Source organism: Planomonospora sp. ID91781 (genome assembly GCF_015711595.1).
Classification (GTDB): Bacteria; Actinomycetota; Actinomycetes; order Streptosporangiales; family Streptosporangiaceae; genus Planomonospora; species Planomonospora parontospora.
Genome location: NZ_JABTEY010000002.1, coordinates 1140098 through 1160992 on the forward strand (window position 1 = coordinate 1140098; position 20895 = coordinate 1160992).

18 protein-coding genes are annotated in these 20895 nt (G+C 74.4%); 14 read left to right on the forward strand and 4 right to left on the reverse strand.

The window, feature by feature from the left end:
* Positions 1 to 16 precede the first annotated feature (16 nt).
* Together HS048_RS24410 and HS048_RS24415 are read right to left on the reverse strand one after the other, a co-directional pair.
* Entirely contained in the window at positions 17 to 1291 is a 1275-nt protein-coding gene (locus HS048_RS24410) for a multidrug effflux MFS transporter (RefSeq protein ID WP_196468781.1), read from the reverse strand.
* A gap of 197 nt (positions 1292 to 1488) precedes the next feature.
* Positions 1489 to 2262 (reverse strand): VOC family protein, encoded by a 774-nt coding sequence (locus HS048_RS24415; protein ID WP_153054366.1) that lies wholly within the window; start codon positions 2260 to 2262, stop codon positions 1489 to 1491.
* 202 nt (positions 2263 to 2464) lie between these two features.
* Here HS048_RS24415 and HS048_RS24420 point away from each other — a divergent pair, with 202 nt between their 5' ends.
* The 6 genes from HS048_RS24420 (at position 2465) to HS048_RS24445 (ending at position 8136) form a co-directional block, all read left to right on the forward strand.
* Positions 2465 to 3373 (forward strand): ABC transporter ATP-binding protein, encoded by a 909-nt coding sequence (locus tag HS048_RS24420; protein WP_068899490.1) that lies wholly within the window; start codon positions 2465 to 2467, stop codon positions 3371 to 3373.
* Positions 3370 to 4155: an ABC transporter permease gene (locus HS048_RS24425; protein ID WP_196468782.1), complete on the forward strand. Its 786-nt coding sequence runs from the start codon at positions 3370 to 3372 to the stop codon at positions 4153 to 4155. Before HS048_RS24420 ends, HS048_RS24425 begins: the two co-directional genes overlap by 4 nt.
* A gap of 202 nt (positions 4156 to 4357) precedes the next feature.
* Positions 4358 to 5131, forward strand: coding sequence for a hypothetical protein (locus tag HS048_RS24430; protein WP_196468783.1), 774 nt, complete (start codon positions 4358 to 4360; stop codon positions 5129 to 5131).
* A 108-nt stretch (positions 5132 to 5239) separates the two neighbouring features.
* The gene (locus HS048_RS24435; protein WP_068899185.1) at positions 5240 to 6145 is read left to right on the forward strand and encodes a DMT family transporter; all 906 of its coding nucleotides are present in this window, start codon (positions 5240 to 5242) and stop codon (positions 6143 to 6145) included.
* Between the two features lie 145 nt (positions 6146 to 6290).
* Positions 6291 to 7289: a heme A synthase gene (locus HS048_RS24440; protein WP_196468784.1), complete on the forward strand. Its 999-nt coding sequence runs from the start codon at positions 6291 to 6293 to the stop codon at positions 7287 to 7289.
* 148 nt (positions 7290 to 7437) lie between these two features.
* The gene (locus HS048_RS24445; RefSeq protein ID WP_196469480.1) at positions 7438 to 8136 is read left to right on the forward strand and encodes an ElyC/SanA/YdcF family protein; all 699 of its coding nucleotides are present in this window, start codon (positions 7438 to 7440) and stop codon (positions 8134 to 8136) included.
* A gap of 21 nt (positions 8137 to 8157) precedes the next feature.
* Here the strand turns inward: HS048_RS24445 and HS048_RS24450 are convergent, their stop codons facing one another.
* Together HS048_RS24450 and HS048_RS24455 are read right to left on the reverse strand one after the other, a co-directional pair.
* The gene (locus tag HS048_RS24450; protein ID WP_196468785.1) at positions 8158 to 9363 is read right to left on the reverse strand and encodes a PrsW family intramembrane metalloprotease; all 1206 of its coding nucleotides are present in this window, start codon (positions 9361 to 9363) and stop codon (positions 8158 to 8160) included.
* A gap of 98 nt (positions 9364 to 9461) precedes the next feature.
* Positions 9462 to 10415, reverse strand: a complete 954-nt coding sequence (locus HS048_RS24455) for a heme o synthase (protein WP_068899179.1) — start codon at positions 10413 to 10415, stop codon at positions 9462 to 9464.
* Between the two features lie 398 nt (positions 10416 to 10813).
* Here HS048_RS24455 and tkt point away from each other — a divergent pair, with 398 nt between their 5' ends.
* From tkt to HS048_RS37510, 8 genes are all read left to right on the forward strand, one after another.
* Positions 10814 to 12847: a transketolase gene (tkt, locus tag HS048_RS24460; protein WP_230882118.1), complete on the forward strand. Its 2034-nt coding sequence runs from the start codon at positions 10814 to 10816 to the stop codon at positions 12845 to 12847.
* A 2-nt stretch (positions 12848 to 12849) separates the two neighbouring features.
* Positions 12850 to 13953 (forward strand): transaldolase, encoded by a 1104-nt coding sequence (tal, locus tag HS048_RS24465; RefSeq protein WP_068899175.1) that lies wholly within the window; start codon positions 12850 to 12852, stop codon positions 13951 to 13953.
* A gap of 5 nt (positions 13954 to 13958) precedes the next feature.
* Positions 13959 to 15584 (forward strand): glucose-6-phosphate isomerase, encoded by a 1626-nt coding sequence (locus HS048_RS24470; RefSeq protein WP_068899174.1) that lies wholly within the window; start codon positions 13959 to 13961, stop codon positions 15582 to 15584.
* The gene (gene zwf, locus HS048_RS24475) at positions 15585 to 17192 is read left to right on the forward strand and encodes a glucose-6-phosphate dehydrogenase (protein ID WP_084008596.1); all 1608 of its coding nucleotides are present in this window, start codon (positions 15585 to 15587) and stop codon (positions 17190 to 17192) included.
* Between the two features lies 1 nt (position 17193).
* Positions 17194 to 18105 carry a glucose-6-phosphate dehydrogenase assembly protein OpcA gene (locus HS048_RS24480; protein ID WP_068899173.1) on the forward strand — a complete coding sequence of 304 codons (912 nt, stop codon included), beginning with the start codon at positions 17194 to 17196 and terminating at the stop codon, positions 18103 to 18105.
* A 151-nt stretch (positions 18106 to 18256) separates the two neighbouring features.
* On the forward strand, positions 18257 to 19033 hold the full coding sequence (gene pgl / locus HS048_RS24485; RefSeq protein ID WP_068899172.1) for a 6-phosphogluconolactonase: 777 nt from the start codon (positions 18257 to 18259) through the stop codon (positions 19031 to 19033).
* 70 nt (positions 19034 to 19103) lie between these two features.
* Positions 19104 to 19973: an AfsR/SARP family transcriptional regulator gene (locus tag HS048_RS37505; RefSeq protein ID WP_230881865.1), complete on the forward strand. Its 870-nt coding sequence runs from the start codon at positions 19104 to 19106 to the stop codon at positions 19971 to 19973.
* The gene (locus HS048_RS37510) at positions 19916 to 20776 is read left to right on the forward strand and encodes a hypothetical protein (protein ID WP_230881866.1); all 861 of its coding nucleotides are present in this window, start codon (positions 19916 to 19918) and stop codon (positions 20774 to 20776) included. The genes HS048_RS37505 and HS048_RS37510 overlap by 58 nt, the downstream gene beginning before the upstream one ends.
* Positions 20777 to 20895 lie beyond the last annotated feature (119 nt).

Sequence of the window (20895 nt, forward strand, 5' to 3'; positions counted from 1 at the left end):
CTCAGGCAAGCCTTACCTAAGCTGCGGAAACGCTCCGGCCGGGCCTCCGCAGGCCGGTGAAGGAGGCCAGCGCCGCGACGGCGAACACCGCCAGCACGAGGGCCATCGGCAGCGCCGATCCGCCGCCGCCGATGCCCACCAGCGGGGCCGCGAGGCCGCCGAGCGCGAACTGCAGGACGCCCAGCAGCGCCGAGGCGCTCCCGGCGACCTGCTGGGGCTGGTCGGCCAGCGCCAGCGCACCGGTGCCCGGCAGCACCAGGCCGGCGCCGCACATCATCGTGAACAGGCCCGCCACCAGCGCGCCGAGCGGCAGTCCGGCGACGGCCACGACGACCAGCGCCGCGCCTCCGGCCACGTAGAGGAACAGCCCCGCCAGGATCAGCCGGACGGGGGTCGCCCGGCGCCCGGCGAGCCGCCCGCCGGCCTGCGCCGCGGCGGTCAGGGCCAGCGCGTTGAGCGCGAACACCAGCGAGTAGGTCTGCGGCGAGGCCCCGTACACCTCCTGGATCACGAACGGGGAACCGGAGATGTAGGCGAACAGGGCGCCGAACCCCAGGCCGCCGGCGAGCGCGCAGGCCATGAAGGAGCGGTCGCGCAGCAGGTGGCCGAAGGTGACCAGGGTCTGCCGCAGCCCGCCGCGCTCCCGGCTGCCGGCCGGGAGCGTCTCGCGCACGCCGAGGAGCGCCGCGGCCAGCAGCACGAGCCCCGCGACGCTCAGCACGGCGAAGATGCCCCGCCAGGAGGTGTGCGCGATCAGCTGCGCGCCGAGGATCGGGGCCAGGATCGGGGCGAGCCCGCTGACCAGCAGGAGGGTGGCGAAGATGCGCGCGATGGCGGCGCCCTCGTACAGGTCGCGGACGACGGCGCGCACGATCACCAGCGCGGCGCCGCCCGCGATCCCCTGGAGCAGGCGGGAGCCGATCAGCCCCTCGACCGACGGGGCGAAGGCGCACAGCAGCGAGGCCGCGGCGTAGGCGGCGACGCCGATCGCCAGCGGCCTGCGCCGCCCGAACATGTCGCTGAGCGGACCGGCCACGATCTGACCGGCGGAGACGCCGATGAGGCAGGCGGTGAGGGTGAGCTGCACCTGCGCCTGACCGGTGCCGAGCTCGGCGGTGATGGCGGGCAGCGCGGGCAGGTACATGTCGATGGAGAGCGGCCCGATCGCCGAGAGGGCGCCCAGGACCAGCAGCAGGAGCAGCCCCCCGCGCCGCCCCGCCGCCGGGCGCGCGGCCTCCCGTCCCGCCTCCGGGCGTGCGGACTCCTCCGGTGCGACGTCGGCCGTGGTCATCCTGTTCTCCGTTCCCTTACAGGCCACAGTGGGCCCATAGGGGCCGGAAGTCCCCAACGAGATCAGGTCATCCGATATTCCACATATCGGATTTTCTTAAGGGAAGTGCGCTGCGTCACCCGGGCGTCGCACAGACGTCGTCCGGGCAGGTCAGGCGGTCGGGGCGGCCGGGGAGGGCCGGGAGCGGTCGGGAGCGATCAGCGCCGGTCGGGGGCGATCAGCGCGAAGGGGGCGAACTCCGGGTCCGCCACCACCGCGACCGGCCCCCGGGGCGTGCTCACGTGCTCGGTGAGGACCGAACCGCCCAGCTCTCGGACCTTCGCCACGGTGGCGCCGAGGTCGGCGACCATGAAGTAGGTCAGCCAGTGCGGCGGCACGTCCGGCGGCGCCTGCGGGTCCATCGGCGCCATCCCGGCCACGGACCGGCCGCCCGCCCGCCACTCGGTGTACTCCACGGCGCCCGGGCCGCCGTCCCGGACCTCCCAGCCGAAGACCGCCGGGTAGAAGACCTTGGCCGCCGCGGTGTCGCGGGTGGCCAGCTCGCTCCAGGCGAACGCGCCCGGTTCGCCGGCGAGCTCGGCGCCCTGCATCTCCAGCGCCTGCCAGGCCATGAAGAAGGCGCCCGAGGGATCCCGGAAGGCGGCGGTCCAGCCGTGCTCGAAGACCTGGACGGGCTCCAGCACGACCCCGCCGCCCGCGGCGCGCACCTTCGCGGCCGTGGCGGCGACGTCGTCGACGGCCACGTGGACGTTCCACATCGAGGGCGCGCCCTCGCCGAAGCTCGGCCCCACCCCCGCCACCGCCCTGCCGCCGAGCGTGAACCGCCCGTAGCCGCCGGAGTCCGGGCGCGGGTCGAAGACCACCTCCCAGCCGAAGACCTCCCGGTAGAACCGCGCCGACAGGGCGACGTCGGTGCTCGACAGGTCGACCCAGCACGGGACGCCGGACCGGTAGCCGCTCCGCTCGGACACTCCGACCCCCCGTCGGTCATGACTCGGACGCGCCCAGCCTGACATGCGCGCGAGGACGGCCCGGCGGGCCGCCGGGGGACTTGGCGGGATCCGCCCGAAGCCTTTTACCGGGCGTGGCGGCCCACCGCCCGCCGGGCGCGCACCGCCCGGGGCGGACAGGGCGCGAACAGGACCGCCCGGAGGAGTCCCTAAACTCGTGGCCATGGACTCCCCAGCCGTCGAGATCATCGATCTGGTCAAACGGTACGGCCGAACGACCGCGATCGACGGCCTGAGCCTGCGCGCCGGCCGCGGCGCGGTCACCGCCGTCCTCGGCCCCAACGGCGCGGGCAAGACCTCCACCGTCGAGATCTGCGAGGGGTTCCGGCGCCCGGACGGCGGCACGGTCAGCGTGCTCGGCCTCGACCCGGCCCGGCCCGAGCTGCGGGCCCGGGTCGGCGTGATGCTCCAGTCCGGGGGCGTGCCCCCGGCCATTCGCTGCGGCGAGTGGCTGCGGCTGACGGCCCGCTTCTACGCGAACCCGCTCGACCCCGCGGCGCTGCTGGACCGGCTCGGGCTGACCGAGCACGCCCGCACGCCGTACCGGAGGCTGTCGGGGGGGCAGCAGCAGCGCGTCTCGCTGGCCGCGGCCGTGATCGGCCGCCCCGAGCTGGTCTTCCTCGACGAGCCGACCGCCGGGCTGGACCCCCAGGCCCGCCACGCCTGCTGGGAGCTGGTCGGCGACCTGCGGGCCGCGGGGGTGTCGGTGGTGCTCACCACCCACCACATGGACGAGGCCGAGAAGCTCTCCGACCACGTGGTGATCATCGACCACGGCCGCGTGGTGGCCGAGGGCACGCCCGCCTCGCTCACCGGCGCCGAGCGGCAGCTGCGCTTCCGCGCCCGCCCCGGGCTCGCCCTGGACGAGCTGCTCACCGCGCTGCCCGCGGGCAGCGCGGCCAAGGAGTCCCCGGCGGGGCACTACATCATCGAAGGGCAGGTCGGCCCCGAGCTGCTGGCCACCGTGACGGCCTGGTGCGCCGCCGAGGGCGTCACCGCCGACGACCTCAGCATCGAGCGCCGCACCCTGGAGGACGTCTTCCTCGAACTGACCGGCCGGGAGCTGCGATGACCACGAACACCCCCGCGCCGGGGCTGGACCTGACGCCCGCCGGCGCCGCCGCGCCGCTGCCCGCCATGGTGCTGGCCCAGGCGGGCGCGGAGATCCGGGCCATGCTGCGCAACGGCGAGCAGCTGCTGCTCACGATGATCATTCCGGTGCTGCTGCTCGTCGGCTTCTCCAGCGCGCCGCTGGTGGACGTCGGCGGCGGCTCCCGGGTGGACTTCACCACCCCCGGCGTGCTCGCGCTGGCGGTGATGTCCACCGCCTTCACCGGCCAGGCCATCGCCACCGGTTTCGAGCGCCGGTACGGCGTGCTCAAGCGGCTGGGCGCGACCCCGCTGTCCCGGACCGGTCTGCTACTGGCCAAGACGCTCGCGGTGGTGGCGGTCGAGGCCGTGCAGGTCGCGGTCATCGCCGGGGTGGCGTTCGCGCTGGGCTGGCGGCCCGGCGGCTCCCCCCTGGCGGCGCTGGCGCTGATCGCGCTGGGCACCGCCGCGTTCAGCGGGCTCGGCCTGCTGATGGCCGGCACGCTGCGCGCGGAGGCGACCCTCGCCGGGGCGAACCTGGTCTACCTGCTCCTGCTCGGCTGCGGCGGGGTGATCTTCCCGCTCTCGGCCTTCCCCGACGCGGTCGAGCCGGCGCTGGAGCTGCTGCCCATCTCCGCGCTGGCCGGCGGGCTCCGCTCGGCGCTGGCCGACGGCTCGGGCCCGCCCGTCGCCGCGGCGGCCGTCCTGGCGGTCTGGGCGGCCCTCACCCTGGGTCTCGCCTCGCGGACGTTCCGCTGGGAATAGCGTGATCACTCCGCGGGGGCAGGAAAGACCTTTCATCATCCCTCAGTGGTGATCACCGGAACGCGGCGCGCGGCCGCTCCGGCGGCACGACACACGGGACGAGTTTTCCGGCCGTACGCGGCCGTGGGGATCATTGCAACGGTCGTCGCCGTCGTCGGCTCATCGACGGCCTCCCTGTCATCGGACGAACTGGCCACCCACAGTGCCGCCCGCCGGGGGCGCGGCCGGTCTGTGGGAGCTGGCCCAGCACATCGACGGGCACTTCCTGCCCTACTACGCGTTCATGCACCTGTGGCTGGAGTTCGGGCAGGCCGAGTGGTGGATGCGCCTGCCGTCGGCTCTCGCCACCGGCGCGGCCGCGGTGCTCGTGGCCGACCTGGGCCGCCGGCTGCACTCCCTGCCCGCGGGACTGCCGGCCGCCGCGGTCTACGTCGACCGCTACCTGTTCGCGACCGTGCCCGCGTACGCGCTGCTGGCCGGTCTCGCGCTCGCCTCGCTCCCCCGGGCCGCCGCGCTGCTCGCCCCGGCGGGCCTCGTCGCGGGCGCCGTCCCCGGGCACCTGGGACACCTGGACCTCCGCAGGCCGGACGGGCGCCACGAGAACTTCCCCCGGGCGGTGCGGATCGTCGAGCAGGGGGCGCGGCCCGGCGACGCGATCGTCTACGGGCGCTCCCGGCTGCGGGAGGGGTTCCTCTACTACGGCGGGGAGCGCCTCCCCGACGACGTGCTGCTCAGCGGTACCGCACCCCTGCCGGACTCCTTCGGCTACCCGGAGCGGGACGACGTCGCCGCGGCGGTCGGGGAACGGCGGCGCGTATGGGTCGTCTGGCCCGGAGGCCCCGAGGCCACCGCGCGGGCCGGGAGGGTCGACGCGCTGGTCGGGGCCGGATTCACCCGGGTCAAGGCCTGGCGCACCGGCCGGGTGCCCGGGATGACCGTGGCGCTGTACGCCAGGCGGCCGCCCTCCGGCGGCTGAGCGCGGCCGTCCGTCGGCGGGCTCCCGGCCGGGTCGCGGAAACCGGCGGGACGGCGCACCTCCCGGACCAGTAAGGTGCATACAGCCATATAGCCCCTGAGGAGTGCGATGACCGCCGAAGCCCTGCCAGGAGCCGCCGAGCCGGGCCGGCGCGGCCCGGGAGCCCTGCTGCGGGCCGCCTCCGACGCCGTCCCGCCCTCCGGTCTGGTGCTGCTGGCCATCCTGTCGGTCCAGACCGGCGCGGGCTTCGCCAAGGAGCTCTTCGCGCACCTGCCGCCCAGCGCCGTGGTGCTGCTGCGGATCGGGATGGGCGCGCTGGTCCTGTGCGTGGTGGCCCGGCCCCGGCTGCGCGGGCTCACCCGGGCCGACCTGGGGGTCGGGGTCGCGTTCGGCGCGGCGCTGGGTCTGATGAACATGACGTTCTACGAGGCGCTGGCCCGGCTGCCGATGGGGATCGCGGTGGCCGTCGAGTTCCTCGGCCCGCTCGGCGTGGCGGTGGCCGCCTCGCGGCGCCGCCTGGACCTGTTCTGGGTGGCGCTGGCCGCCTCGGGCATCGCGCTGCTGGCCCCGTGGGGCCAGGCGTCCGGGCTGGACTGGGTCGGGATCGGTTTCGCCCTGGCAGCCGGGGCCTGCTGGGCCGCCTACATCCTGCTCTCGGCCGCGGTGGGGCAGCGCTTCCCGGGCACCGGCGGGGTGTCCTTCGCCATGCTCGTCGCCTTCCTGCTGTCCGCCCCCTTCGGCGTCGCCGCCGGCGGCGCCGACCTGCTCCAGCCGGAGCTGCTGCTGATCGGCCTGGGCGTCGGGCTGCTGTCGTCGGTCATCCCCTACTCGATCGAGCTGGAGGCGCTGCGCCGGATGCCCAAGCGGGTGTTCGGCATCCTGATGAGCCTGGAGCCGGCCATGGCCGCCCTGGTCGGGCTGCTCGTCCTGGGCGAGATCCTCGACGTGCGCGAGTGGGCCGCCATCGGCTGCGTGGTCATCGCCAGCGTGGGCGCCACCCGCGCCGCACGCTGACCCCGGGGAGCGGACGGTCCGGTCCGGCCCCCGCACGCGGCGGTCCCGCCGGTCCCGGTCGTGGTCCCGCGCAGCCGTACCGCGGCCGGGCGGCCCGGCAGGGCCAGAGGCGGGACCACCGCACCCGCCGCCTACCATGTGACCCGTGAAAGAGCTCCCCGACCGGCCCGCCCGGCGTGCCGTGCACCCCTTCCTGAGCCTGTGGTCGCCCACGGCCGCCACCATGCGCCTGTGGGCCCTGGCCGCGGTGGCCGTCAACGCGGGCATCACGGTGACGGGCGCGGTGGTGCGGGTGACCGGGTCGGGGCTGGGCTGCCCCACCTGGCCCCGCTGCACCCCGGACAGCTTCGTCCCGGCCGCCCACGACGGGATCTCGCCGCTCAACACGGCGATCGAGTTCGGCAACCGGCTGCTGACCTTCCTGGTGCTGGTCGTGGCGGTGGCCTGCGTGATCGCCGCGCGCCGCCTGCCGGAGCGCCGGAGCGGCCTGGTCCGGCTGGCCTGGATCCAGCCGTTCGGCGTGGCCGTCCAGGCCTTCTGGGGCGGCGTGGTGGTGCACAGCGCGCTCAACCCGGTCACCGTGAACGTGCACTTCCTGTTCTCCGTCGGGATGATGGCCGCGGCCTGCCTGCTGTACGCCCGCGCCGGGGAGGGCGACGCCCCGCCGGAGCCGCTGGTCCACCCCCGCATCCGCACGCTCGGCTCCGTCCTGGTCGGCGCCGTGCTCACGCTGATCGTCGCGGGCATGGTGGTGACCGGCACCGGCCCCCACTCCGGGGACGAGCTGGCCTCCCGGTTCCCCTTCGACATCGAGACCGTGGCCAGGATCCACGCCGACGCCGCCTACCTCGTGGTGGGCCTGACCTTCGCGCTGACCTTCGCGCTGCATGTGACCGGCGCGCCCGGCCCCGCGCGGCGGGCGGCGCTGACGCTGCTGGCCGTGGAACTGGCCCAGGGGGTCGTCGGCTACGTCCAGTACTTCCTGGCGGTGCCCGCGTTCCTGGTCGGCCTGCACGTGCTCGGCTCGACCCTGGTGTGGATCTGCACCCTGCGGGTGGTCTTCGCGCTCCGCTCCCGGGGCCCGGCGGACGCGCCCGCCGCCGCGCCCGCCGGGGCGTCCGCGCCGGACGCCGTACGTGCGTGACCCCGGAGACGGACCCGTGCCCCGGCCCGCGCCCCCTTCTGCACCCCCTTCTGCGCCCCGGTCCGGCGCCCCGGTCCGGTGGCTGCGCCGTACGGCCGCGCGCGCCGCGTCCCTGCCGACGTCCCTGCCGACGTCCCTGCCGACGTCCCTGCCCGCGTCCGTCCGGGTGTCCCGCACGGCGCTGCGCCGCTGCTACCAGGCGGCGGTGGCGCTGAGCGTGCTGGCGGTCGCCCCGCTCACCTGGGCGTGGCTGACCAGTTCCGGCCACCGGGTGGTGGCCGGCTCCTCCTCCGGCTGGACCGCCGAGGTGCCGCAGGCGCCCGTCGCGCTGGTGCTGGGCGCGGCCGTGCACGGCGGCCACCCCTCCCCCATGCTGGCCAGGCGGCTGGACATCGCCGCCGAGCTGTACCGGGCGGGCCGGGTGCGGGCGCTGCTGCTCTCCGGCGACAACGGCCGCCGCGGCTACGACGAGCCGACCGCGATGCGCGACTACCTGCTCGCCCGCGGGGTGCCCGGCCGCGCCCTGGTGCTCGACTACGCGGGCTTCGACACCTGGGACTCCTGCGTGCGCGCCCGCGACGTGTTCGGCGCCACCCGGCTGACCGTGGTCACCCAGGTCTTCCATCTGCCCCGGGCCGTGGCGCTGTGCCGCGCGGCGGGCCTGGAGGCCTCCGGCGCCGGGGACGACTCCGCCCGGCGGTGGGCCTCGACCACCTACGCCTACGCGGTCCGCGAGTTCGGGGCGGCGGCGAAGGGCTTCCTGGACGCCGTGGTCCTGCGCTCCGAGCCGGTCTTCCCCGGTCCCCGGGAGACCACCCTGGACGCCGCGCTCCGCGCGGGGGGCTGATCTGCGGAGCCCTGCGGAGCCTTACGGGGAGGGGGCCTGCCCGCCGGGCGGGCGGCTCCAGGGGGTCGCCTCGGGCGCCTGCCCCCGGGCCGGGACCGGCGCCGCCGCCACCGGGAAGTTGCGGCGGGCCTCGGCCATGCACTGCAGCAGCGCGTACTGCTCCTCGTTGAAGGTCTGCTCGCCGATCGTCCGGTGCGCGGCCCGCTCGTGCAGCAGGCCGAGCTCGGTGGCGGCGAGCTGGTAGTCGGTCATCGCCCGCAGCCCCGCGCGCCCGCCGTTCGTCCTGGCCCAGTGCCGGGCCTGGCGGCGGCCGGGCAGCGAGGAGAGCATGTAGACGTCCTGCGGGGCGACCAGCCCGGTCGCCTGGTAGGCGGGCAGGTAGTTCTGGATCAGGCCGACGATGCGCCTGCGGTCGCGCACCACCACGCCGATGAGCACCAGCAGCACGACCATCAGCAGCAGGTAGGCGCCGGCCAGCCCGGTGAGCCCGGCGTAGAGCGTGAAGCCGTTCCAGATGCCGTGCAGCAGCATCGCGCCGACCCAGCCCGCCGCGATGACGCTCACCTGCCCCGGACGGTTGCGCTGGGCGGCGTAGGCCACCGCGACGCCGATCATCGAGGTGAACAGCGGGTGCGCGAACGGCGAGAGCACGCCGCGCAGCACGGCGGTCACCGCCAGGCCGCGCGCGCCGGTTTCGCCGAGGGCGGTCACGTAGTAGCTGACGTTCTCGCTCATGGCGAAGCCGAGGCCGACCATGCTGGCGTAGATGACGCCGTCGGTGGGCCCGTCCAGCTCCGCCCGCCTGAACCTGAGCAGGCCCAGCAGGACCAGGCCCTTCATGGTCTCCTCGACCACCGGGGCGCCGAACGTCGCGGCGAGGTTGCGCGCCTCGGTCTGCTCCAGCATCGCCGACTGCCACAGGTAGAGCAGGTTCAGGGAGTTGACCACGCCCGCCACCAGGACGGCCACGCCCGCGCCCCAGGCGAAGGCGAAGACCAGGTTGCCGCGCGGCTCGGGCTCCATCCGGTCCAGCGCGAGCACCGCCGCCAGCAGCACCGGGACCGGGGCCAGCGCCAGGGCCAGGGCGATGAGGAAGTGCACCGGGTCGCCGTCGCGCAGGTCGAAGGAGAACGAGACCAGCGCGCACAGCCCGGTCGCGACGAGCCCGGCGATCAGCCCGACGGACGGGCGGTCCTTGAACACCCATCGGGGATCGCGGCTCGCCATGGGGCAACGGTAACCGATCAGCCGGAGGCTGTCCCCCCGCCCGCCCGTTCACCTGCGGCCCTGCCGCCGGCGGGGGCCCTCGGCGGGGCGCGGCCGGCTCAGACGAGCATCGAGTCGATCGCGACGGCGAGGAAGAGCAGCGCCAGGTAGGCGTTGGACCAGTGGAAGAAGCGCATCGGGCGCAGGTCCACCCCGGTCTTGCCGGCGTTGACCCGGCCCAGCAGGCTGTGGACCTCCCACAGGCAGGCGGCGCCGAGCACGGCGGCCACCGCGGGGTAGAGCGGGGTGGTGCCCGCGAGCGGCCACAGCAGCAGCGAGCAGAGCACAGTCGCCCAGGTGTAGACGATGCTCTCCAGCACCACGCGGCGCTCGGTGGCGACCACCGGGAGCATCGGGACCTTCGCCGCGGCGTAGTCCTCCTTGTAGCGCATGGCCAGGGTCCAGGTGTGCGGGGGCGTCCAGAAGAACACCACGCCGAACAGCACCACGGGCGCCCAGTCCAGGCGGCCGGTGACCCCGGCCCAGCCGATCAGCACCGGCATGCAGCCGGCGATGCCGCCCCACACCACGTTCTGGGCGGTGCGCCGCTTGAGGATCATCGAGTAGACGAGGACGTAGAAGAGGTTCGCGGCGAGCGAGAGCCCGGCCGCCAGCCAGTTCACCGTCAGGCCGAGGCCGAGGGTCGACACGACGCCGAGGACGACGCCGAAGACCAGCGCGTTGCCGGGCGGCACCTGGTCGCGGGCCAGGGGGCGGCGGCGGGTGCGGCGCATCGCGGCGTCGATGTCGCGGTCGATGTAGCAGTTCAGCGCGTTCGCGCTGCCCGCCGAGAGGGTGCCGAACACCAGCGTGTTGACGGCGGTCCACAGCGGCGGCAGGCCCTTGGCCGCCAGGAACATCACCGGCAGCGTCGTGATCAGCAGCAGCTCGATGATCCGCGGCTTGGTCAGCGCAACGTAGGCCTTGACCACGTCGCCGAGCGAGCGCGGCGCGGCGCCCGGTGCCGCGCTCTCCTGGAGCGGGGCCGTCGGTTGCTTGTCGGTCAGCACCATCTAGGGCGCTTCCAGCACGTGCGGGGTCAACTGCTCAACCTCGTGATCGACGACGCGGGTCCGTGAATGCGGGCACCAGCCAGCTTGTGGACTCACTGTAGTTGCAGCAGGGGGCGGTCCCGGCACGGGGGTGCGAAGCCCGCCGGGGTGCCGCGATGGGATCCCTTCCGCTGGGTAGGTCACCGGTGCCGCTCACGACTCCCGCGACCGCGCTCCGGCTGGGCCTACGCCACGGTAGCAAGGTCGAACCGTTAGGGTCCGTTGTGGGCGGGAAATGCCAACCGGCGCCACCAACACGACTAGATCCGGAGATCGAGCACTTGAGCAGCGAACTCGTGCCAGCCCTCGAATGGAGCGACCTGGACCGCCGTGCGGTCGACGTCGTCCGGGCCCTGGCGATGGACGCGGTAGAGAAGGCGGGGTCGGGCCACCCCGGCACCGCGATGAGCCTGGCCCCCGCCGCATACCTGCTTTTCCAGCACGTGATGCGACACGATCCCTCCGACCCGGCATGGGTCGGCCGGGACCGCTTCGTGCTGTCCTGCGGCCACTCCAGCCTGACCCTGTACATCCAGCTCTACCTGTCGGGTTACGGGCTCACCCTGCACGACCTGGAGATGCTGCGCCAGTGGGAGAGCCTCACCCCGGGCCACCCCGAGCACGGCCACACCGCCGGTGTGGAGACCACCACCGGCCCGCTCGGCCAGGGCATCGGCAACGCGGTCGGCATGGCCATGGCCGCCCGCCGCGAGCGCGGCCTGTTCGACCCGGACACCGCGCCGGGCGCCTCGCCGTTCGACCACATGGTCTGGTGCTTCGCCTCCGAGGGCGACATCGAGGAGGGCATCAGCCACGAGGTCAGCGCGCTGGCCGGCCACCAGAAGCTGGGCAACCTGGTCGTCGTCTTCGACAGCAACCACATCTCCATCGAGGACGACACCCAGATCGCGCTGAGCGAGGACGTCCTGGCGCGCTACGAGGCGTACGGCTGGCACGTGCAGACCGTCGACTGGACCCGGACGGGCGACTACGTCGAGGACGTCCAGGAGCTGTACGACGCGCTGGAGGCGGCCCGCGCCGTCACCGACAAGCCGTCCTTCATCCGGCTGCGGACCATCATCGGCTGGCCCTCGCCCGGCAAGCAGAACACCGGCAAGATCCACGGCGCGGCGCTCGGCGACGAGGAGATCGCCGCGACCAAGAAGATCATGGGCATGGACCCGGAGAAGTCCTTCGACGTCCCGGCCGAGGTGCTGGAGCACGCCCGGCGGGTCGTCCAGCGCGGCCGCGCCGCCCGCGCCGAGTGGGACAAGGCCTACGCCTCCTGGCGGGAGTCCGCCCCCGAGCGCGCCGAGCTGTTCGACCGGATCTCCCGGAAGGAGCTCCCGGACGGCTGGTACAAGGCGCTGCCGACCTTCGAGACCGGCTCCTCGGTGGCCACCCGCAAGGCCTCCGGCGAGGTGCTCAGCGCCCTCGCACCGGTCCTGCCCGAGCTGTGGGGCGGCTCGGCCGACCTGGCCGAGTCCAACAACACCACGATGAAGGGCGAGCCGTCCTTCATCCCCGAGGAGCACCAGACCAAGGCCTTCCCGGGCGGCCCGTACGGCCGGACGCTGCACTTCGGCATCCGCGAGCACGGCATGGGCGCGATCCTCAACGGCATCGCGCTGCACGGCGGCACCCGCCCCTACGGCGGCACGTTCCTGGTCTTCAGCGACTACATGCGCCCCGCCGTACGGCTCGCGGCGCTGATGAAGCTGCCGGTCACCTACGTGTGGACGCACGACTCCATCGGCCTGGGCGAGGACGGCCCGACCCACCAGCCGGTCGAGCACCTGTGGGCGCTGCGCGCGATCCCGGGCCTGGACGTGGTCCGCCCGGCGGACGCCAACGAGACCGCCGCCGCCTGGCGGGTCGTGCTGGAGCACACCGACCGCCCGGCCGCGCTGGCGCTGACCCGGCAGAACCTGCCGGTCTACGAGGGCACCGCCGACTCCTGCAAGGTCGCCAAGGGCGGCTACGTCCTGCAGGACGCCTCCGACGGCCAGCCCCGGGTGATCCTGATCGCCACCGGCTCGGAGGTCGAGCTGGCCGTCGAGGCGCGCAAGGTCCTGGAGGCCGAGGGCGTGCCGACGCGGGTCGTGTCGATGCCGTGCGTCGAGTGGTTCCACGCCCAGGACGCCGCCTACCGGCAGACCGTGCTGCCGCCGGCGGTGCGCGCGCGCGTCGCCGTGGAGGCGGGCATCGCGCTGGGCTGGCGGGAGTTCGTCGGGGACGACGGGGTAGTGGTGAGCCTGGAGCACTTCGGCGCGTCGGCCCCCTACCGCACCCTCTTCCAGCAGTTCGGCCTCACCGCCGAGCGCGTGGTGGCCGCAGCGAAGGGAAGCCTCGCGAAGACCGGGGCCGACAAGGGCGAGACGACGGGAAACTGATCATGAGCGAGATCCTGAAGAGCCTCTCCGGCCACGGCGTTTCCATCTGGCTGGACGACATCAGCCGCGAGCGCCTGCGCACCGGCAACCTGGAGTCCCTCATCCGGGACAAGGGCGTGGTCGGAGTCACCTCCAACCCGACGATCTTCGCCTCGGCGCTGAGCAAGGGCGACGCCTACGACACGCAGCTGCACGACCTGGCCGTGCGCGGCGTGGACGTGGAGGAGGCGGTGCGCGCCATCACCACCTACGACATCCGCTGGGCCGCCGACGTGCTGCGCCCGGTCTACGACGTCACCGGTGGCGTGGACGGCCGGGTCTCCATCGAGGTGGACCCGCGCCTGGCCAGGAGCACCGACAAGACGATCGCCGAGGCGCGCGCGCTGTGGTGGATGGTCGACCGGCCCAACCTGTTCATCAAGATCCCGGCGACGCTCGAGGGCCTGCCCGCGATCACCCAGGCCATCGCGGAGGGCATCAGCGTCAACGTCACGCTGATCTTCTCCCTGGAGCGCTACCGCGCCGTGATGGACGCCTGGCTGACCGGTCTGGAGCAGGCCAAGGCCGCCGGGCTGAACCTGGCCGGCATCGAGTCCGTCGCCTCCTTCTTCGTCAGCCGCGTCGACACCGAGATCGACAAGCGCCTGGAGGCGGCCGGCACCCCCGAGGCGAAGGCGCTCAAGGGCAAGGCGGCGGTCGCCAACGCCCGCCTGGCCTTCGCCGCCTTCGAGGAGGTCATGAACTCGCCGCGCTGGCAGGCGCTGCAGGCCGCCGGGGCGCGTCCCCAGCGCCCGCTGTGGGCCTCCACCGGCACCAAGGACCCGAGCTACCCCGACACCCTCTACGTCGACGAGCTGGTCACCGCCGGGACGGTCAACACCCTGCCGGAGAAGACCCTCGACGCCGCCGCCGACCACGGCCGGATCACCGGCGACACGATCCGCCCCTTCTACGAGCAGGCCTGGAACACCATGGCCGCGCTCAAGGAGGCCGGCATCGACTACGACGACGTCGTGCGGGTGCTGGAGGAGGAGGGCGTGGAGAAGTTCGAGGCCTCCTGGAACGAGCTCCTGGCCACCGTCACCGCCGAGCTGCGGAAGGCGTGAGCCCCATGGCAGTCTCCGTGACGTTCAACGAGGATCGCCTGGCCGAGCAGGCCGCCGAGACGGTCCGGGCGCTCGTCGCCGACGGGGTGCACGAGCGCCTGGCCGCGGGCGACGCCGCGCTGTGGGGCGAGGAGGCCCGGGCCGAGGCGGCCGTCCGGCTGGGCTGGCTCACCCTCCCGCTCACCAGCCGGGAGCTGCTCCCCGAGATCGGCATCCTGGTCGAGCGGGCCCGGGCGCAGGGCCTGGACCACGTGGTCCTGGCCGGCATGGGCGGCTCCTCGCTCGCCCCCGAGGTCATCTGCACCACCGCCGACGTGCCGCTGACGGTGCTCGACACCACCGACCCGGCCCAGGTCCGCCGCGCCCTGGCCGACCGGCTGGAGCGCACCATCGTCGTGGTGGCCAGCAAGAGCGGCGGCACGGTCGAGACCGACAGCCACCGCCGCATCTACGAGCAGGCCTTCCGCGACGCCGGGATCGACCCGGCCGAGCGGATCGTCGTGGTCACCGACCCGGGTTCGCCGCTGGAGCAGGCCGCCATCGAGGCGGGCTACCCGGTCATCCTCGCCGACCCCAACGTGGGCGGGCGCTACAGCGCCCTGTCGGCGTTCGGCCTGGTGCCCAGCGCGCTGGCCGGGGCCGACGTGCTGAAGCTGCTCGACGACGCCGCCGCGGTGCAGCCGCTGCTCGCGCAGGCCGAGGGCAACCCCGGCCTGGAGCTCGGCGCCGCCCTGGGCGCCGCCGCGCTGGCCGGGCGCGACAAGCTGGTCCTCGAGGACAGCATGTCGGAGATCAACGGCCTGCCCGACTGGATCGAGCAGCTGGTCGCCGAGTCCACCGGCAAGTCCGGCAAGGGCATCCTGCCGGTCGTCGGCGCCGACCCGAACGACTCCGACGACGAGCTCGTCGCCGGAATCGACTCCGACGGCTCGGTGACCGTCGCCGGCCCGCTGGGCGCGCAGTTCCTCGTCTGGGAGTACGCCACCGCGGTCGCCGGCCGGGTCCTCGGCATCGACCCGTTCAACCAGCCGAACGTGACCGAGTCCAAGGAGAACACCAACCGGCTGCTGGCGGCCGGCGAGCTGCCGGTCGGCGCGCCGGCGCTGGTCGACGGCCCCGTCGAGGTGTACGGCGAGGGCCTGGAGGACGCCAAGGACCTGTCCGAGGTGTTCACCCGGCTGCTGCAGGACATCCCGGACGACGACGGCTACCTGGCGGTCATGGCCTACCTCGACCGGGAGGCGGCCTTCGACGTCCCCGTGGCCGAGGACGCCTCGTTCGAGGCCATGACCGACGCGTGGAGCGCGGCCGACCCGGCCACGCTGCGCGGCCTGCTCGCCGTGCGGACCGACCGGCCCGTCACCTTCGGGTGGGGGCCCCGGTTCCTGCACTCCACCGGCCAGTACCACAAGGGCGGCCCGCAGAACGGCGTGTTCCTGCAGATCACCGGGGCGGTCGAGGCCGACCTGGAGGTGCCGGGCAAGCCGTACACCCTGGGCCGGCTCCAGATGGCGCAGGCGCTGGGCGACCAGGGCGCGCTGACCGGCCGGGCCCGCCCGACCGTGCGGCTGCACCTGACCGACCGCGCGGCCGGGGTCGCGCGCCTGCTCGCGGCAGCGCGGGAGGTCTGAATGGCCGAGCAGGAGCAGCCGACCCGTCCCGAGGAGTCCGTGGCCGCCGCCTCGGCGGCCGCGGTCACCGGCACCACCGAGGAGGTCGTGGCGGCCAACCCGCTGCGCGACCCCCGCGACAAGCGCCTGCCGCGTGTGGCGGGACCGTGCGTGCTGGTCCTGTTCGGCGTGACGGGTGACCTGGCGCGCAAGAAACTGCTCCCGGCGATCTACGACCTGGCGAACCGGGGGCTGCTGCCCCCGGGCTTCTCCCTGGTCGGTTTCGCCCGCCGCGACTGGGCCGACCAGGACTTCGCGAAGCTGACGTACGACGCGGTCAAGCAGCACGCGCGCACGCCGTTCCGCGAGGAGGTCTGGAGGCAGCTGTCGGAGGGCATCTTCTTCTGCCCCGGCGAGTTCACCGACGACGGCGCGTTCGACGCGCTGGCGATGATGCTCAAGGAGATCGACGAGACCCGGGGCACCGGCGGCAACTACGGGTTCTACCTGTCGGTGCCGCCGAGGTTCTTCCCGGTCGTGGTCGAGCAGCTCAAGCGGACCGACCTGGCGCACGGCCCCGCGGGGGCCTGGCGCCGGGTGGTCATCGAGAAGCCGTTCGGGCACGACCTGAAGAGCGCCCACGAGCTCAACGCGATCACCAGCGCGGTCTTCCCGGAGAGCTCGGTGTTCCGCATCGACCACTACCTGGGCAAGGAGACCGTCCAGAACGTCATGGCGCTGCGCTTCGCCAACAACCTGTTCGAGCCGATCTGGAACCGCGGTTACGTCGACCACGTCCAGATCACGATGGCCGAGGACATCGGCATCGGCGGCCGGGCGGGTTACTACGACGGCATCGGCGCGGCCCGCGACGTGATCCAGAACCACCTGCTCCAGCTGCTGGCGCTGGTCGCGATGGAGGATCCGACCTCCTTCGACGCCGACTCGCTGCGCCGGGAGAAGGAGAAGGTGCTCAAGGCGGTGCAGCTCCCGCAGGACCTGTCGCTGTCCACCGCCCGCGGGCGGTACGCCGCGGGCTGGCAGGGCGGTGAGCCGGTCGTGGGCTACACCGAGGAGGAGGGCATCCCCGCCGACTCGATCACCGAGACCTACGCCGCGATCAAGCTGGAGATCGCCAACCGCCGCTGGGCGGGGGTCCCGTTCTACCTGCGCACCGGCAAGCGGCTGGGCCGCCGGACGACCGAGGTCGCCGTGGTGTTCCAGAAGGCGCCGCACCTGCCGTTCAGCAAGGACGACACCGAGATCCTGGGGCACAACGCCCTGGTCATCCGGGTCCAGCCGGACGAGGGCATCACGGTGCGGTTCGGCTCCAAGGTGCCGGGCACCGCGATGGAGGTCCGGGACGTCTCGATGGACTTCGCCTACGGCGAGTCGTTCATGGAGTCCTCCCCCGAGGCCTACGAGCGGCTGCTGCTGGACGTGCTGATCGGCGACCCGCCGCTCTTCCCGCACCAGCGCGAGGTGGAGCTGTCGTGGAAGATCCTCGACCCGATCGAGGAGTTCTGGGCCTCGCAGGGGCCGCCGGAGGACTACCCGGCGGGCAGCTGGGGCCCGGCCTCGGCCGACGAGATGATGGCCCGCGACGGGCGCGTCTGGAGGAGACTCTGAGATGACGAGCTTCATGCTCACCGACACGACCGCGTCGAAGATCTCCTCCCAGCTCACCCACCTCCGCCACCAGCTGGGCAGCCCGGCGGTCGGCATGGTGCTGACCCTGGTGGTGGTCTGCGACGAGGGCAGCCAGTACGACGCGGTGCGCGCCGCGACCGAGGCCGCCCGCGAGCACCCCTCGCGGATCCTGGTCGTCATCACCCGCGACGAGACCGAGCCGAACCGGCTGGACGCGGAGCTGCGGGTCGGGGAGAGCACGCCGGGCGAGGTGATACTGCTCCGGCTGTACGGCGAGCTGACCCGGCACGCCGACTCGGTGGTCAGCCCCCTGCTGCTCACCGACACACCGGTGGTCGCCTGGTGGCCGAAGGAGTCCCCGGAGGTCCCGGCCGAGGACCCGGTGGGGGCGCTCGCCCAGCGCCGGATCGTCGACGCCCGCGCGGCGACGCCGTCGGTGCGGGCGATCGCGAGCCGGGCCCGGAGCTACGTGCCGGGCGACACCGACCTGGCGTGGACCCGGCTGACGCCCTGGCGGAGCCTGCTGGCCGCCGCGTTCGACCAGCCGGTGGGCAGGGTCAGGAAGGGCGTGGTGGAGGCCTCGCCCGACCACTCCAGCGCCCCGCTGCTGGCCGCCTGGCTCGGTGAGCGGCTGGGCGTCCCGGTGAAGGTGGCGGAGTCCGGCGGCCCCGGCCTGACCACGGTCAAGCTGACCACCGTCGAGGGCGACATCGTCATCACCCGCTCCGACGCGCGGCTGGCCACGCTGTCCCGCCCGGGGCAGCCGGACCGCCAGGTGGCCCTGACCCGGCGTCCGACGGCGGAGCTGCTCGCCGAGGAGCTGCGCCGCCTGGACCCGGACGAGGTCTACGAGGCCGCGGTCCGGCGGGTCGCCCGCACGAGCAAGTCCTGACGGAGGGCGTCCCGCGGCGGGTCCGCGGGGCGCCCTCCCGCCGGGGCGTTCCGGCCCCGGATCCTTCGAGTCCTCCGAGGCTCCCGTGGGTCTTCCGGTCCCGCCGGGACTCCGCGGGTCTTCCGATTCCACGAGTCAGAGAGAGCGCGCTGTGAGTGTTCCCAACGTCGTCGTCCACCGCGACGCCGACATGCTGGCCAAGGCCGTCGCCGCCCGGGTGATCACCCGCCTGGTCGACGCGCAGTCGGCCAAGGGCTCGGCCTCCCTGGTCCTGACCGGCGGCACCGTGGGCATCGCCACCCTGGCCGAGATCGCCGCCAGCCCGGCCCGCGACGCCGTCGACTGGCGCAACCTGGACATCTGGTGGGGCGACGAGCGCTTCCTGCCCTCCGGTGACCCCGACCGCAACGAGACCGGCGCCCGCAAGGCGCTGCTGGACCACGTCGATCTCGACCCGGCGCGCGTGCACGTGATGCGCGGCCCCGACTCCGGCATGACCGCCGAGGAGTCCGCGGACGCCTACGCCGAGGAGCTGCGCGGCGCCGCCCGGCACGAGGACCACGGCCCGGCGCCCTCCTTCGACGTGCTGCTGCTGGGCATGGGCCCGGACTCGCACGTGGCGTCGCTGTTCCCCGGGATGCCCGCGCTGTACGACACCCGGCCGGCGGTCGCCGTGCACGGCTCCCCCAAGCCGCCGCCCACCCGGATCTCGCTGACGATGCCGGTCATCCAGGGCGCACGCGAGGTGTGGGTGGTCGCGGCGGGCGCGGACAAGGCGGGGGCCGTACGGCTGGCGCTGTCGGACGACTCGGGACCGGTGCAGGTCCCGGCGGCCGGGGCCCGGGGGCGGCGGCGCACCCTGTTCCTGCTGGACCGCGCCTCCGCGTCGAAGATCCCCGCCTCCCTGAGCCGGATCTCCTCCCCCTGAGGGACCCTGGGGCGGACCCGGAGGAGCCGGCGGGTCCCGCTCCACCGGGGAGGTGCGGGATGATCGCGGTATGCGGTTCGCCATTCTCGGCCCCCTCGAGGTGCGCTCTCCCGACGGTGCGGCGGTCTCCGTGGGCGGGCCCCGGTCGCGGGCGCTGCTCGTGATGCTGCTGCTCGACGCGGGCCGGGCGGTCGGGCTGGACGAGCTGGTCGACGGCCAGTACGGCGAGACCCCTCCGGCCGACGCGGTGGGCGCGGTGCAGGCCCAGGTCTCCCGGCTGCGCCGCGCCCTGCCCGCCGGGCTGCTGGAGTTCCACGGCAGCGGCGGCTACCGGCTCGCGGTCGATCCCGGCGACGTCGACGCCCACCGGTTCCAGGACCTCGCCCGCGCGGGGCGGCGAGCGCTGACGGCCGGGCGGCCCGAGGCCGCGACCGGCCCGCTGCGGGAGGCGCTCGGCCTGTGGCGCGGACCGGCCCTGGCCGACCTGCCCTCCGGGCGGGCGCGGGCGGCCCTGCTGGAAGAGCTCCGGCTGGCGGCGACCGAGGACCTCGTCGAAGCGGAGCTCGCCCTCCCCGGGGGCACGTCCGTGGCGGAGCTGCGCCGGCTGGTGGCCGGGCACCCGCTGCGGGAGCGGTTCGCCGGGCAGCTGGTGCGGGCCCTGCACGCGGAGGGGCGGCGGGGCGAGGCGCTGGCGGCGTTCGCCGAGACCCGGCGGGTGCTCGCCGAGGAGCTCGGCGCCGACCCCTCCCCCGAGCTGGCCGCGGCGCATCTGGCCGTGCTGCGCGCCGAGGAGCCCGCACCTGCGGCGCGGCGGGGGCCGAGCGCCTGGTCACGGCGCTCACCGGGCAGGAGCTCCTGCTCGTCCTGGACAACTGCGAGCACGTGGTCGCCTCCGCCGCCGGGCTGGTCCGCAGGCTGCTGGACGCCTGCCCCGGGGTGAGCGTCCTGGCCACCGGCCGCGAGCCTCTCGGCCTCACCGGTGAGGTGCTGGTGCCGCTGGCACCGCTGGCCGTACCACCGCCCGGGTCCTCGCCGGCCGTCGCGGCGGCCCATCCCGCGGTGCGGCTCTTCGCCGACCGGGCGGCGGCCGTGCGGCCCGGCTTCGAGATCGGCCCGGACACCGTGGAGGCGGTCGTGCGGATCTGCGCCGCGCTGGACGGGTTGCCCCTGGCCCTGGAGCTGGCGGCGGCGCGGCTGCGGTCGTTCACCGCCGAGGAGGTCGCCGCCCGCCTGGCCGAGCACGGGAGGTTCCGGTTGCTGTCGCGGGGCGACCGTACGGCGGCGGTCCGGCACCGCACGCTGCGCGCGGCGGTGGAGTGGAGCTGGGACCTGCTCACGCCGGAGGAGCAGGTCGTGGCCAGGCGGTTCGCCGTGTTCGCGGGAGGCGTGTCCCTGGAGGCGGTCGAGGCGGTGTGCGGGGTGGCCGACGCCGCCGGGACGCTGGCCGACCTGGTGGACAGGTCGCTGGTCGAGCGGGACGGCGACCGCTACCGGATGCTGAGCACGATCCGGTTGTTCTGCGCCGAGCGGCTGGACGAGGCCGGGGAACCGGAGCGGCTGCGCGGCGCCCACGCCCGCTTCTTCCTCGGTCTGGCGCAGCGCGCCGACCCGCACCTGCGCGGGGCCGGGCAGCTGCGGTGGCTGGCCCGGCTCTCCGCGGACCACGCCGACCTGGCGGCCGCGCTCCGCTGGGCCGGCCCTGGGACGGCTGGGCCGGGCCCTGCTGGCGCTGCTGGGCGGTGATCCGGACCGGGGCGAGCGGGAACTGGAGGAGACGGCGGCGGTCTTCGCTCCCTGGGAGAACGCTGGGGGACGGCCCAGTGCCTGGACTCGCTCGCCCTGTGCGCGGGCCGGCGCGGCGA